We start from the raw sequence: 13,472 nt of genomic DNA on the forward strand, positions 1-13,472 counted from the left end.
TAATATTATTAAATTCTTAAACTCATTCATTAATTAAATCCAACTATGAATTTTTTTTGAATTCTTAGTTGGATAGAATTGGAGTTCATTATGACTATCAATGACCATCAAGACGAAAACCCAATCAAGCATGATTGGCGTACAGATTATTCAAACCGCCCATATTACGGCGATATCCAACGAGAACTTCCTGATGTAGATTATGACCGTGATCTTCGTTCAGCCTATGAATTAGGTCAGCATGCCCGAAATGAGCGTGGTACTGATGCACGATTTGAGGATTCAGAAAGTGATCTAAAAGTAAAATGGGAAGAACTAAAGGCTGAATCACGCTTAAAGTGGGAACAAGCCAAACATGCGATTAAAGATGCATGGGACAAAATGTAAGCCAATATAATGATAATGAGCCTTTTAGGCTCATTATCAGCACATCTAAATAATAATTAAATAGGTGTAAAATGGACTTTATAAAAATACTATTAGCTGATACTACATTTACTTTTGCAGCAGAAATTGTACTTCGTAGTGTCTTGATGTACTTCCTGATTATCTTAGTTTTAAGATTTTCTGGTAAACGTGGTGTTAGACAACTTTCCATCTTTGAAATCGCAATTATTCTTAGTTTAGGATCTGCTGCTGGCGATGCTATGTTCTATGAAGAAGTTCCGATCATACATGCTGTCATCGTTTTTGCAGTAATTATGGCTTTATATCGCTTAACAACTTATTTAATGATGAAATCCGATGCTATTGAGACCGTATTGGAAGGTCGACCTATATACATCGTCAAAAATGGTTTACTGATTGTTGAAGATATTAAGCAAGAAAAGTATTCATACGATGAATTCTTTGCTGAAATGCGCCAAAAAAAAATAGAGCATCTCGGACAAGTTAAAATAGCACTGCTTGAGACTGATGGCTGCCTAAGCGTGATCCCATATTCTAAAGAAAATATAAAATGGGGCCTTCCTCTGTTTCCCGATGAATACCAAATCGCAGATCATCATAATGTCGATCACTTTTATTCTTGTATGTTGTGTGGTCAAACCCAACGTTTAAATCATTTAAATGAAGAATGCCCTCGCTGTCAAAATACAAAATGGGCTAAATCCTGTTTGTATTGCGAGGAATATCAAAATTAATAAGCTTTTGTTTTGACTTAGATTATTTCAATATTATTTAAAATGAATAGTTTAAGCGAACAAAAAATACACATTTCTTTACCTTACTCAAAGCATAAATACTTAAAGTTTATATGGGTATCTTTGATCCAAAAAAGAGTTTTCTTGCAAGAAACTCATATTCGATTGTAGATAACCTAATTAAATTGTATAAGCACACAATATCCGTCAACAAATAAGCCATTAACTTAAGTGAAAACAAATACTTAATTTCACAAAACGTTATAAAGCAAATGTATAAGAGAATGTGATATGAAAGAACCAAATACACCAAAAATCGACCAACTTTCTGAGGAAGCATACGTGGATCCTATAGGTAAAACCCTTACCTCTTCTTTAGGTGTTCCCGTAGCTGATAATCAAAATAGTCTAAAAATTAATGAGAAAGGCCCTACTCTTCTCGAGGACTTTCTTCTAAGAGATAAACTTATTCATTTTGATCGTGAGCGTATTCCAGAACGTGTTGTACATGCTCGAGGGGTCGGTGCTCATGGTTACTTTCAAGCTTATACAGGTAATGAAAAATGGACTAAAGCCAAGTTCCTAACGGACACAAATAATCGAACTCCTATCTTTGTCCGTATTTCTACAGTTCAAGGTGGGCGAGGTTCGGCTGATGTCGTTCGAGATGTACGAGGTTTTTCTATAAAATTTTATACTGAAGAAGGAAATTATGATTTGGTGGGGAATAATATCCCTGTCTTCTTCATTCAGGATGCTATTAAATTTCCGGACTTTGTTCATGCAGTAAAACCAGAAGATGCCAATGAAGTTCCAACTGGTCAATCTGCCCATGATACTTTCTGGGATTTTATTTCTTTAAACACCGAAGCATCACATATGACTACTTGGATAATGTCTGATAGAGCAATTCCAAGAAATCTACGCTCTATACAAGGTTTTGGTGTCCATACATTTAGATTGATTAATAAGAATAATGAAGCATTCTTAGTGAAATTCCATTGGACTCCAAAGCAAGGGGTAGCTCAAGTCGTCTGGGATGAAGCTCTAAAAATTAATGGCAAAGATCCCGATTTTCACAGACGTGATCTGTGGGATGCTATTGAGCGTGGCAATTACCCGGAATGGGAATTAGGCGCACAAATTTTCTCTGAAGAAGATGCAAAACAATGGGACTTTGATGTCTTAGATGCCACAAAATTAATCCCAGAAGAACTTGTACCAGTTACTCCACTAGGTAAATTTGTTTTAAACAAAAATACAGATGATTTTTTCGCAGAAACAGAACAAGTTGCTTTTAGTCCTGCAAATATTGTCTCAGGTATAGATTTTAGTAACGATCCCCTTTTACAAGGACGGCTATTTAGCTATACGGATACTCACTTACACAGACTAGGTACGGTAAATTTTAATCAAATTCCAATTAACAAACCCGTTTGTCCTTTTCATACGAATAGACGAGGTGGTTATGCTAATCACGAAGTTTATAAAGGAAAGGCAAATTATGAACCTAATTCTGTTGATGAAAATTGGCCAAGAGAATCACCTAATGACAGTGGTGCTTTCAAGACACATCCTGAAGAAGTACAAGGCAGCAAACTAAGAGTTCGACCAGAAAGTTTCGCTGATCATTTCTCGCAAGCCACAATGCACTACCATAGTTTGGAAAAATATGAACAACAGCATATTAAGGATGCATATTCTTTTGAATTATCTAAGGTTAAATCGGAAGATATCCGCAGACGTGTAGTTTACGCTGTCTTAGCTAATATTGACTTGGACTTAGCTGAATATGTTGCGAAAGAGTTAGGTATTAAAACTCCCCCTAAACAGCAAGATAGTCTGCACCAACCCGTAATTGCATCTTCGAAAAGATTAAGTACCTCATCTTTTCCTGCATCTGATATTAAACAGCGAAAAATTGCCTTGCTCGTTCATGACGGTGTAAATGCGTCATCAATAGATGATATTAAAATATGGGCTGAAGCAGAAAAAGCTATTGTGGAAACTTTAGCACCGAACGCAGCCCCTGTTAAATCTAGTGATGGCAATGAAATACCAGTAGATGGAAGACAAAATGGCGAGCCTTCAGTGACTTATGATGCCGTAATCGTGATTGATGGGAATAATTTAGAAGTATTTAAGGCTGATGGAGTTTCTAAACATTATGTATTAGAGACATATAAACATCTCAAGCCTATTGTTTTCCTGGGTGATAAATGCGCTTTAATAGATGAGTTTCAGCTCACTAAGGATGCAGCTCTATTCTCTACTCAAAATTTTAAAGAGATCCAAGATCAATTCAAACAAGCTATTCAAAATCATCGTTTGTGGGATAGAGAAAAAGTTGTCGCAGCTATTCCAGCATGAATCTATTTGAGCTTAAAAGTAGTGTAAGCATTTGATTTCAAAAAGCCCTCGACGAGGGCTTTTTGATCTACTTTTGCTCTTTAAGTGGATTCTCAGGTTCTTGATTTGGTTTTTTTTGGGGATCTGGATTCTGATAGGTTTTCTGATCACCCTTGTCATCGTTTGATTCTTTTTGAGGTTTTGATTCTGGATTTTGCTTATTAATCATGTCGGTTCCATCACCAGTATAGCTTATATAAATAAATATGACTTGTAGAGCTGAGTATCAATTATAGATATGTAAAACTCACTGTTTTTAGGTTTAATACTGCAAATTCTTATGTGAGCACTGCGTTGACGATACTAAATTGTTTTGAAATCATTTTATTCTTAGTTGGGTTATTATTTGAGCGATGATTACAAAGAATAAAAAGGGATAAGTCTATGTGCGCAGACTTTGAAGCTATCAGAAAGAATCGTGCTTTTCTCCTAGATCTCCCTGAGCCTGATCAGTTGGAGTTCCCTGAAGACATTTTCCCGAACTATCCTTCACCTTTGATCTTTTCCAATGACGGCAAGATCGAATGGAGATCAATTAATTTTGGAATGATTCCCAAATGGGCCAAGGAAAAGAATTTCGGCAAGTACACATACAATGCCCGGACTGAGACGGTCGCTGAGAAACCCAGTTTTAGGGAAGCTTGGCATAAGTCTCAGTTTGGCTTGATTCCAGTCGAAACCATCTTTGAACCTAAATACATTGACGGGAAATCTCACTGGTATGGGATTGCACGTGAGGATGGCATGCCCTTTACTGTGGCGGCCATATACGAGAATGCTGTCATCGATGGGGAGCAAATCCGATCAATGAGCATGCTCACCATCAATGCCGATAAACACCCCTTTATGAAGCAATTCCATAAACCTAAAGATGAGAAGCGCTCGATCATCGTAATCCCTGACGAATACCGCGAAGAATGGCTGAATTGCAGCTTTAAAGAGGCGCATGAGTTCTTCTTTGAAATGCAGGATGAGTACATCACCTTCCCTAAATCCCACTTATCCGAAAATGGTGCTCAACCTAATTTAATTTGAAGGTGCCTTGATTATCCACAGCTTTTAAATTTGAAATTTAATTCAGCGCAGACTATTCTAAAAAAAGAGTTCAGTTCCAAACACGCCTCGTAGCGTAGGAGTCAAACATGTCAAAGAAACTACCGATCTATTTCTCGGATGACGTCTGGTCATTCCTTCAAACACTCATGGGTCCCGATGGTGCTCCTAGTCCTACAGTCAATGCTGTCTTTGAAAAAATACAAAAAAAGCATGAGCTAGGCTCTAAGTTTGATCTTAAAGAAATTTCAGTCAAAACCCGCCTCGAAATTCCGTCTGCACTGGAACGTTTTTCAGCTGGTCCTGCTTTTGGTACCAAAGACCATATCGATAAGTCGATCGACTTAAATGACTTTCTTATCTTCAACCCCATATCCACTTTTATGGGACGGGTTGATAGTGAGTCTATGCTTTACGCTGGTTTTGAAATCGATGACCCTTTCTTGGTCGATAAGAGCATTACAGCACAGCATAGAGATATCGTTTTAGCCCTCATCGATGAGCGTGAAATAACACTTAAGCGGTTAATGATGACCGCTAAGATGTCAAAACAAGAAATCAAAGAAATGTTTGGGGATGAAGACTATGAACTTCCCCCTATTTGGCTGAGAGCTGAAAATCCAGCTTACGAGCATATTATTCCTAAAGACAGCCAGTCTATCTCTATCCAAGGGGTTGTGACTTTCAACCTCAAGCAATTTTATAGACGCTCGACCAGCAAATAAGAAGTATAAAAAATGAAAGCTGAAAATCGTATATTCGCGTTAGTGGACGTGAATAACTGCTACGTCAGTTGTGAGCGTATTTTTAATCCGTCCCTTAATAATCGTCCGGTCATTGTTCTCTCGAGTAATGATGGTTGTGCCGTGGCGCGCTCCCAAGAAGCCAAAGACATTGGTATTAAAATGGGTGTGCCGGTATTCCAGATTCAAGACATCATCAAGAAGCATGATGTTCAGGTGTTCTCCAGCAACTTTGCCCTATATGGGGCCATGTCTCGTCGTTTTATGACTTTACTGGGGATGTATGTTGCACCAGGAGAGCAAGAGATTTATTCAGTTGATGAATGCTTCTTGGATCTCACCAGCTATGAGCACTTATTTGATTTAACCGACTATGCCCAAGACATTCGCAAGACTGCTTGGCAGTGGCTCACTTTACCCTGCTGTGTGGGCATTGGACGTTCAAAGACTGAAGCCAAAATTGCCAATCATCTAGCCAAGAAGAATAAGTTCTTTAATGGAGTGTGCAATCTGGTCGATATGGATCCCTGCTCAACTGAAGCCATGCTTGCACAGATCGATGTTGGCGAGGTTTGGGGAGTTGGTCGCCAGAACAGTAAAAAGCTCAATACAATGAATATCCGTACCGTTTTGGATTTAGTTCAAGCGCATCCAGCAGAGATTAAAAAGCAGTTCAGTATTGTTATGGAAAAGACTGTACGCGAGTTGAATGGGATCTCATGCATCGATCTAGAGAGTGATGCGCCTGCTAAAAAGCAAATCATCAGTAGCCAATCTTATGGCCAACCGATTTACGACATTGAAAATATCAAATCCTCAGTGCGTTTATATGTGCAAAGAGCTGTCTCAAGGCTTCGGGATGATATGTCCCTATGCAAAATGATTGGGGTGTTTATTCAAACTGGTCGCTTTGATAAATGTGCAAAATACACACCTTACGTGATTATGCAGCTACATGAACACAGCGATGATGTATTAGAGATTACCCGCATAGCAATGCAGGCCATTGATGAAATATTCAAACCCGGATTTAAGTATAAAAAGGCAGGCATCATCCTGATGGAGATCATACCTAAAACCAAATTCTCCCCTGACCTATTTACCGATTATTCGCTACAGATTAAGCGAGCCAAGCTCTCCGACACCTTAGATCACATCACCCACAAGTATGGCAAGAACACGCTGTCGTTGGGCTTGTGTGGGCGAAAAGAAGAACACTGGCAAATGAATCAAGAACGCAAATCCCCAAACTATTTAACAGAATGGAATGAACTCTTTAGAGTGAGATAAGACTATGCATATATTTAAACTTACAAATGAGCAATTGGCACAACTCTTAATTCCTAAGCGTTTTGTACCACCGACACCACAGGAATTTAAAGACAAGAATATGGTCTACGTCTTTGACAGTGAGGATAAGTTTGAACTTACTTATGATGAGTTGGTAGAGATCATTAGTAAGGCTAGACAGGCTGGACCACGGATGATTCCTGTATTGGGAACGGTGAATTAAATCTATCTACAGTTATGTGGGTTTAGAAATATTGAATAATTAACAAAGGTCAAAAAATGAGAGATGAATTAAAAGAGATTTTTATTCGTGGATGTAACGAAAAAATTGAGAAGAAAGGAGATAACGTAGGACTATCCTTTTATGCTTTCTTCAAGAATAAAAATGATAATCCAGAACTATTGATGGAGGCTGCTCAATGGTGGATCCTACAACACAAACTAGATCACTTTGAGAAAGCAGTTAAGGTTAGGCAGCTTGTTTTAAGTGAATCCTAATTACGATTTATTGCATTACACCAGCCGAAACATGGATGGTTGAGAAAGCTAAAGATCTAAGCACTTAAATTTCATCAATAAAAAGTAAGCATCCGCTGAACCCCATGCCTATTTTTTAATTTGAGTTGGATTTCCAGCGATGTGGTAGTAATTCTTCTATTTGGGTCGCTTTATGCGTCGGCAGCCTTTTCAGCACATCACTGAGATAGGCATACGGATCCAACCCATTCAGCTTTGCTGACTGGATTAAAGTCATGATATTTGCCGCTCGCTGTCCACTGCGCAGCGAACCTGCAAATAGCCAATTCTTACGTCCCAACGCCCAAGGTCGCATCTGGTTGTCGGGTAGTCAGACGCAGTTACCTACGTCCAACCCCCTAAGAACCGTGCATGCGAGTTTCCCAGCACACGGCTCAAGCCTCTGCTAAGGCGCCATTCGGCACCCGGTTATACATCGTTGACATTGGCAAACTGAACACTCCTCGGACAATACAGATGGTAAATCTCAAGATTAGCAACTGCATCCGTTCCACCATGACTTAGCTTCACAATATGACGGCTGTGCCATGGTGTATCTTTGGTGACTGGTTTAAGACAGGCGCAGCAGCGACCACCTTGTTTTAGCCACACCCGATACAGCTTGGCTCGCCCCTTTGCGGAGACCAGCATTCTTTTACCCCATCGGGATTCGAAGTACTCATCCCATGCGGGGTCATGAGGGTTAGCAGCAGCCTTGATCTTGATATGTCGCACAATTGGCGTGTCCGAGGCAGACACTAATGTGTATTGTCGCTTCCGACCATCGGCGGACTGTTCATCACATGAGAACACCCATCGACGCGCTCCTTGTACTTTGAAATACCGATCTTTGACCCATCGGAGTGTCTTGCGAGGGTGGCGACGTACAGCCCATCGCCAGAGCATTTCCCACACTGCGTTGTCTACCTGGTTGAAAACCTTCTTGGCAACGACATGACTGTGATAGTTGGCCCAACCCCTTAGAATCGGGTTGAGCAAACCGATCAAAGTGGCCTGTCGTGTCGCTTTGTTTGCATTGATTAATGCTCGCAGCTTGTCAAGATGAGCGCTGATGTTTGCCTTTGACGGCTTGATCAGTAGCTTGCCGTTGTACTTACGTACGTTCCAGCCAAGAAAATCGAACCCGTTCCCTATGTGCGTGATTTTGGTCTTTTCCTGAGAGAGCACGAGACCGCGCTGCGCCAGAAATTCAACCACGGCAGGACGAACTTCATTTTCGAGCCACTCTTTAGAATACCCCGTGATGATGAAATCATCCGCATACCGTACCAGTTGCAGCTTTTTGCCTGTCCATTTGGCGTTAGAGAACCTCTTCGCCAGCATCGTTTCCAGTCCGTCCAAGGTCATGTTGGCCAGCACCGGGGAGATAATACCTCCTTGCGGTGTTCCGGAAAGACTGGGAAACAGCTTGCTTTGGTAGACGTAACCGGCTTTGAGCCATTTCCGTAGAATCACCTTGTCCATTGGAAGGTTGGCGATCATCCAGTCATGGCTGATATTGTCGAAACAGCCTTGAATGTCACCCTCTAGCACCCACTCCGCACTTACTTTTCTTGACAGCACACCAAAGCACTGTGCTGCAGCATCCGCGGTTGAGCGTTGCGGTCTGAACCCATAAGAGTTCCGATCAGCGATGGTCTCCGCGATGGGTTCCAAAGCCAGCAGATGGAGCGCCTGCATGGCCCGGCATTTCATCGTGGGTATCCCAAGAGGTCTCATCTTGCCATTTTTCTTCGGAATAAGGACTCTCCGAAGCGGAAGGGGCGTGTAACCTCGCCTCTTCAACGACATCATCGCACCGGTCTTGGCCTTGGGTGTATTCCAAGTCACCTTGTCGACCCCAGCCGTGTTTTTGCCTTTGTTTTCAGACACTCGTTTGACGGCCAATGCTTTGCCACTAAACGAGTGAGTCAGCAGCCATTGCAAAGCTTTCGCCTTGTTATGCCTGCCGTCTTGTACCGCCTTCACAATACGCGCTTGCAGCCCTCTGACATGACGCTGTACAGCAATCCAATCGATGCTGTCCCACGATGTGCTGGAAGGTGCACACGCTGATACTGCTGCATTCATTTGCTCTCCCTCCATTAAAAGGGTTCTACACACTCTCTTGTGATGAGAGACCATAAGGACGTCAGCCCGCTTTCGCGTGGGGTAATGTTTCAACCTCTATCCAACCCATTACAGACTGGCATTCGCTTTTTCCTCGTTCCTTCGCCCGCATCACCATGGGCAGTTTTTGCAAACTGCTTTCCCAATGGGAGTAATACGGGATTTCCACGTTCCGCTTACTGAAGTACATCGGCTTAGGTGCCTGCTATCGACCGGGAGGCGTATGGGTCACGAATGCGTAGTCGAAAGACGCAATTCCCACCTCCATTACCGTTTTGGTTCGAGCGTATCAGCCATTTCCGCTCGTTCAACTTAACGATCGTTACGCAGATTCACATGTGTTCACCATACCGATTATCTAGCCCTTGTCCGGCTATGGCTGCCAGAAGGGTACGCCTCTCACGATTGATACCCCGCACCTTGCGGTGCCTCGTTACATTGTCGAAGGCGCTCTTTATTCAGCCTTCTAGATTCACCCGGTGACACGGGTGGTTCCCGCAGGGGGGAACAACTTCATTAAGCGACTTCGTGTCGCACTTCCACCCAATTATTATCTATAGGTAGATTGCCATCATCCAGATAGCGGCTTAAAGCTGGCCAACGCTTCAGAGTGTAATTGATGGCCTTGGCGGTGGGAGAACTCGATGGCACTGTCAGATGATGTTGGTTGAGCCATTCATATAGTTGTTGCATCACTGGTTGACTATGCAGTTGTCGGTATTCGCGGCGGTCTTCCGCTGTACCATCGGTCTTTTTCCTGAGTTCTGCTTCTATCGCATACAGTTTCTGAATCATCAGTAATGCCTGTTCAGCGATCTGACTTTTCCCAGTCACATGTAGCTCATGGAATTTACGACGTGCATGCGCCATGCAGCCCACCTCAATGACATCGCCTGATTTAAAGCGTGCTTTATAACCACTGTAATCATCACAGACCAGATGGCCCTGCCAGCCATTCAGGAACTCTTCTGCATGCTGACCTGAACGGCTATCCTGAAAGTCATAGATCACCGCTTGAACTGGATTGTACTGTGTAGTGGCATAGGCCCAGACATAACCTTTCTTCGGTTTTTTCTCATCATCACCCATCCGCATGATGGTGACTGGTGTTTCATCGGCATGGATCACCCGCTGTTGCAGCACCACCTGTTTTAAGGCATTCGCCAGAGGTTCCAGTTCCACACCGCAGCGACCAATCCAGTCAGATAAAGTAGATCTGGACAGATCAATGCCCGCCCGCTGATAGATCAGGCGCTGACGGTACAGCGGCAAATGATCGGCATACTTCGATACCAGCACATGGCTGAGCAGTTCAGGTGAAGCAATGCCTTTATCAATCACATAGGCGGGCATCGCTTGCTGAGTCAGGGTGTCACACTGATCACAGACCCATTTGCCACGCACATGCTGTTCCTTATAGAACTGTGCCGGTCTGAAATGCAGTTTTTCACTGATATCTTCGCCGATACGACGTAACTGGCAGCCACAACTGCATTGGGTTGATGCAGGTTCATGCTCAATACGGATGGTGTGTAGATGATCGGGTAGCAGTCGACGTTTAGGTTTATTGGTTTTGGCTTTCTGTGTCGCTGCATCGGTTTTATCTGCATTCAGCCGCTCCAGTTCCAAATCAACTGCTGAGAGGTGGATCAGGAAATTTGAACAACACTTATAAGTGATATTTTGCTCCCCAAATGATGTTATAAACATCAATATATGGAGTATTTTATGACACGTAGACCAAGAAGAAATCATTCAAATGACTTTAAAGCTAAGGTAGCACTTGCTGCGATTAAAGCAGAAAAAACACTTGCTGAATTGAGTGCTGAATTTGATGTTCATCAAAACCAAATTATTGACTGGAAAAATCAACTGATTTCAGCTTCCTCGCAAGCTTTCGATCAATCAAAAGCTCCAACAGAACCACCCATCGATCTAAAAAAACTACATGCAAAAATCGGTGAGCAGGCATTAGAAATTGATTTTTTAGAAGGTGTGTTGAAGAAACTGGGCCGCTTCAACCACAAAAGTTAATCGATGACTCACTTCAGATTTCAGTATCTAAGCAAGCTAAGCTGCTGAAAGTCTCCCGTGGTTGTTATTACTATCGCCCAAAACCTGTGAGTACATCAGATCTGAAGCTGATGCGGTGTATGGATGAGTTACATATGCAATACCCTTTTGCAGGTAGCCGTATGATGCGTGATTTGTTGAATCGTCAAGGACATCATATAGGACGACGTCATACACGTACTTTAATGAAGAAAATGGGCATTAATGCGTTATATTGCAAACCAAATTTAAGCCAGGCTAATCAAGCTCACCGCAAATATCCATATCTGCTCAAAGGATTGGCTATTCAGCGCAGTAATCAAGTGTGGTCTACGGATATAACGTATATCCCTATGGCAAAAGGCTTTGTTTATTTATGTGCTGTGATTGATTGGCATAGCCGCAAGGTACTTGCGCATAGAGTATCGATTAGTATGGAGGTTACATTTTGCATAGAAACATTAAATGAAGCTATTGAAAAATATGGTCGACCTGAAATATTTAATACAGACCAAGGCAGTCAGTTTACCAGTGATGCATTTATTGATGTATTGAAATCAAATGGCATTCAAATCAGTATGGATGGTAAAGGTCGATGGATTGATAATGTGATGGTTGAACGGTTATGGAGAAGCGTTAAATATGAAGAGGTGTATCTCAAAGCTTATAGCAGTGTCACCGATGCGAAAAAGCAATTGAGTGCATATTTTGAATTTTATAATTTGAAACGACCTCATTCGAGTCTGGACAAAATGACTCCAGATGAGTTTTACTATGACCAGCTACCACAACAAAATAAGGTAGCTTAACTAGAGCAGAATATCACTTATAAATAAGCTTTTAGTTGTTCAAACAAGTGGGACCACCTCTGCTGCGATATCCTCTTCAACCGCTTCGTCCCACAGATGGATTTGTTTTGCGGTGAGATGTTCGTTTTTACTGCCAAATTTGTGCTGTTTAAATAGTGCGAGCTCATGCTCGTATTTTTGATTGAGAATAGAAAGATGTTGAACTTTAGAATCTAATTGCTGATTGGTGACTTCAAGATGTTGAACTCTGGCATCTAATTGCTGGTTTGATTGTGCTAGAGACTGATGCTGCAGCGCCAACTGTCTGGTGAATTCCAGCAGTTGTTCATGGGTCAGTTGGCTTAAGTCAGGCAGCGTATTCATGACCGCAGTATGCCTGAGGTCATGAAGATAATGAAATAGAACGTTTGGAGGATGGCAGAATGGTCGAGCTTGGTTTAGAGCATATTCACCACTTGCTGCAATCCAATTCTCTGCCAGGGCAAACCTTGGATTAATGCCTGTAACTGTTCCGGGCTGAGGGCCACGGTTTCACCTTGGTGAACTTGAGCCCAGTGAAATTTACCCTGTTCCAAACGCCGGGCACACAGCCAGATGCCCAGTCCATCATGTACCAGCACTTTCATGCGATGGCCACGTTTATTACAGAACAGGTAAGCACAATGCGGTTTGATGTAGCCAAAGGCTCTCACCACCTGAGCCATGGCCGTATCCATACCTGCACGCATGTCCATGGGCTGAGTAGACAACCAGATTTCATCAATGCGGATCATGTTGCAAGTGCCTTGAGTAATTCTGCCAAGGCAGGTATTTCTGATGTCTGCCATTTCAAGCCAATTTCTGCTTTTGAGTGGGGTAAAGTAATTTGAACCGTTAACATGTCAGTAGGAGTAGGATCTAATGGTGCAGAGCAAGATAAGGCAATAAATGCAGGTTTATTCGGTAGTGGTGAGCGATCATTCCCTGGCTTACCATCAATTAAGCGAATCCATTTGGATACAAGATTTGTATTCAATCCATGTTGCAAAGCGACCGAAGCAATTGAAACGTCCGGTGCTTTACAAGCCTGAACGATCTGCTGTTTAAATTCAGCACTGTATGTTCTTCGTTTTTTCGCAAGAGATGCGATGGATGTCTGGTGATTTGTAGTCATAAATTTTAGTCCCCACTTGTTTTTAAGTGGGGACTAAATTAAGGCTTATAGGATGAATTCATAAGGTGTGTTCAGCGGACGCTTACAATAAAAATAAATAATAAACTGTTCTAGCTTACTCCATACTAGAACAGTTTAACCTAAGACATATTTTCTAAATTGAAAAAATTTAAGG

The 13,472-nt window shown here is 42.1% G+C and carries 13 protein-coding genes and 3 pseudogenes; 9 read left to right on the forward strand and 7 right to left on the reverse strand.

The annotated features are described in order from the left end of the window. Positions 1–90: 90 nt before the first annotated feature. The 3 genes from AC4CUX_RS17565 to AC4CUX_RS17575 all read left to right on the forward strand — a co-directional run bounded on the left by AC4CUX_RS17565 (position 91) and on the right by AC4CUX_RS17575 (position 3,512). Positions 91–387 (forward strand): hypothetical protein, encoded by a 297-nt coding sequence (locus AC4CUX_RS17565; RefSeq protein ID WP_004981674.1) that lies wholly within the window; start codon positions 91–93, stop codon positions 385–387. A gap of 71 nt (positions 388–458) precedes the next feature. Continuing rightward, the gene (locus AC4CUX_RS17570; RefSeq protein ID WP_004986536.1) at positions 459–1,142 is read left to right on the forward strand and encodes a DUF421 domain-containing protein; all 684 of its coding nucleotides are present in this window, start codon (positions 459–461) and stop codon (positions 1,140–1,142) included. A 291-nt stretch (positions 1,143–1,433) separates the two neighbouring features. Then, on the forward strand, positions 1,434–3,512 hold the full coding sequence (locus AC4CUX_RS17575) for a catalase (RefSeq protein WP_131230069.1): 2,079 nt from the start codon (positions 1,434–1,436) through the stop codon (positions 3,510–3,512). 67 nt (positions 3,513–3,579) lie between these two features. Here AC4CUX_RS17575 and AC4CUX_RS17580 read toward each other — a convergent pair whose 3' ends face one another. Next, positions 3,580–3,720 carry a hypothetical protein gene (locus tag AC4CUX_RS17580; protein ID WP_004676713.1) on the reverse strand — a complete coding sequence of 47 codons (141 nt, stop codon included), beginning with the start codon at positions 3,718–3,720 and terminating at the stop codon, positions 3,580–3,582. 215 nt (positions 3,721–3,935) lie between these two features. Between AC4CUX_RS17580 and AC4CUX_RS17585 the strand changes: the two genes are divergently transcribed. The 5 genes from AC4CUX_RS17585 to AC4CUX_RS17605 all read left to right on the forward strand — a co-directional run bounded on the left by AC4CUX_RS17585 (position 3,936) and on the right by AC4CUX_RS17605 (position 7,135). Next, the gene (locus AC4CUX_RS17585; protein WP_094149022.1) at positions 3,936–4,586 is read left to right on the forward strand and encodes an SOS response-associated peptidase family protein; all 651 of its coding nucleotides are present in this window, start codon (positions 3,936–3,938) and stop codon (positions 4,584–4,586) included. 107 nt (positions 4,587–4,693) lie between these two features. Next, entirely contained in the window at positions 4,694–5,329 is a 636-nt protein-coding gene (locus AC4CUX_RS17590) for a LexA family protein (RefSeq protein WP_010326904.1), read from the forward strand. A 12-nt stretch (positions 5,330–5,341) separates the two neighbouring features. After that, on the forward strand, positions 5,342–6,637 hold the full coding sequence (locus AC4CUX_RS17595) for a Y-family DNA polymerase (protein WP_010326905.1): 1,296 nt from the start codon (positions 5,342–5,344) through the stop codon (positions 6,635–6,637). 4 nt (positions 6,638–6,641) lie between these two features. Next, complete coding sequence (locus tag AC4CUX_RS17600; RefSeq protein ID WP_004981691.1) at positions 6,642–6,860, forward strand: hypothetical protein; 219 nt, start codon at positions 6,642–6,644, stop codon at positions 6,858–6,860. Positions 6,861–6,916: 56 nt separating this feature from the next. Further along, positions 6,917–7,135 carry a DUF6500 family protein gene (locus AC4CUX_RS17605; RefSeq protein ID WP_004981693.1) on the forward strand — a complete coding sequence of 73 codons (219 nt, stop codon included), beginning with the start codon at positions 6,917–6,919 and terminating at the stop codon, positions 7,133–7,135. A gap of 115 nt (positions 7,136–7,250) precedes the next feature. Here the strand turns inward: AC4CUX_RS17605 and AC4CUX_RS17610 are convergent. The 3 genes and pseudogenes from AC4CUX_RS17610 to tnpC form a co-directional block, all read right to left on the reverse strand. Next, positions 7,251–7,478, reverse strand: a pseudogene (locus tag AC4CUX_RS17610) (transposase domain-containing protein); the annotation flags it as partial. 104 nt (positions 7,479–7,582) lie between these two features. After that, positions 7,583–9,244 (reverse strand): group II intron reverse transcriptase/maturase, encoded by a 1,662-nt coding sequence (gene ltrA, locus AC4CUX_RS17615; RefSeq protein WP_005167203.1) that lies wholly within the window; start codon positions 9,242–9,244, stop codon positions 7,583–7,585. A 576-nt stretch (positions 9,245–9,820) separates the two neighbouring features. Further along, positions 9,821–10,993: pseudogene (gene tnpC / locus AC4CUX_RS17620) on the reverse strand (IS66 family transposase); the annotation flags it as partial. An 18-nt stretch (positions 10,994–11,011) separates the two neighbouring features. Here tnpC and AC4CUX_RS17625 point away from each other — a divergent pair. After that, positions 11,012–12,144, forward strand: a protein-coding gene (locus tag AC4CUX_RS17625; RefSeq protein ID WP_490792585.1) for an IS3 family transposase whose coding sequence is annotated in 2 segments (ribosomal slippage) — positions 11,012–11,264 and positions 11,264–12,144 — 1,134 coding nt in all. Because the reading frame shifts where the segments join, the coding sequence is not laid out codon by codon here. Between the two features lie 60 nt (positions 12,145–12,204). On the opposite strand, the pseudogene AC4CUX_RS17630 reads toward AC4CUX_RS17625, so the two are convergent. The 3 genes and pseudogenes from AC4CUX_RS17630 to tnpA all read right to left on the reverse strand — a co-directional run. Next, positions 12,205–12,507, reverse strand: a pseudogene (locus AC4CUX_RS17630) (IS66 family transposase); the annotation flags it as partial. Positions 12,508–12,581: 74 nt separating this feature from the next. Beyond that, entirely contained in the window at positions 12,582–12,917 is a 336-nt protein-coding gene (gene tnpB / locus AC4CUX_RS17635) for an IS66 family insertion sequence element accessory protein TnpB (protein ID WP_068523813.1), read from the reverse strand. Next, positions 12,914–13,297, reverse strand: a complete 384-nt coding sequence (gene tnpA / locus AC4CUX_RS17640; protein WP_034589178.1) for an IS66-like element accessory protein TnpA — start codon at positions 13,295–13,297, stop codon at positions 12,914–12,916. The genes tnpB and tnpA overlap by 4 nt, the downstream gene beginning before the upstream one ends. Between the last annotated feature and the right edge of the window lie 175 nt (positions 13,298–13,472).

The organism is Acinetobacter sp. 231_lipA, assembly GCF_058243005.1.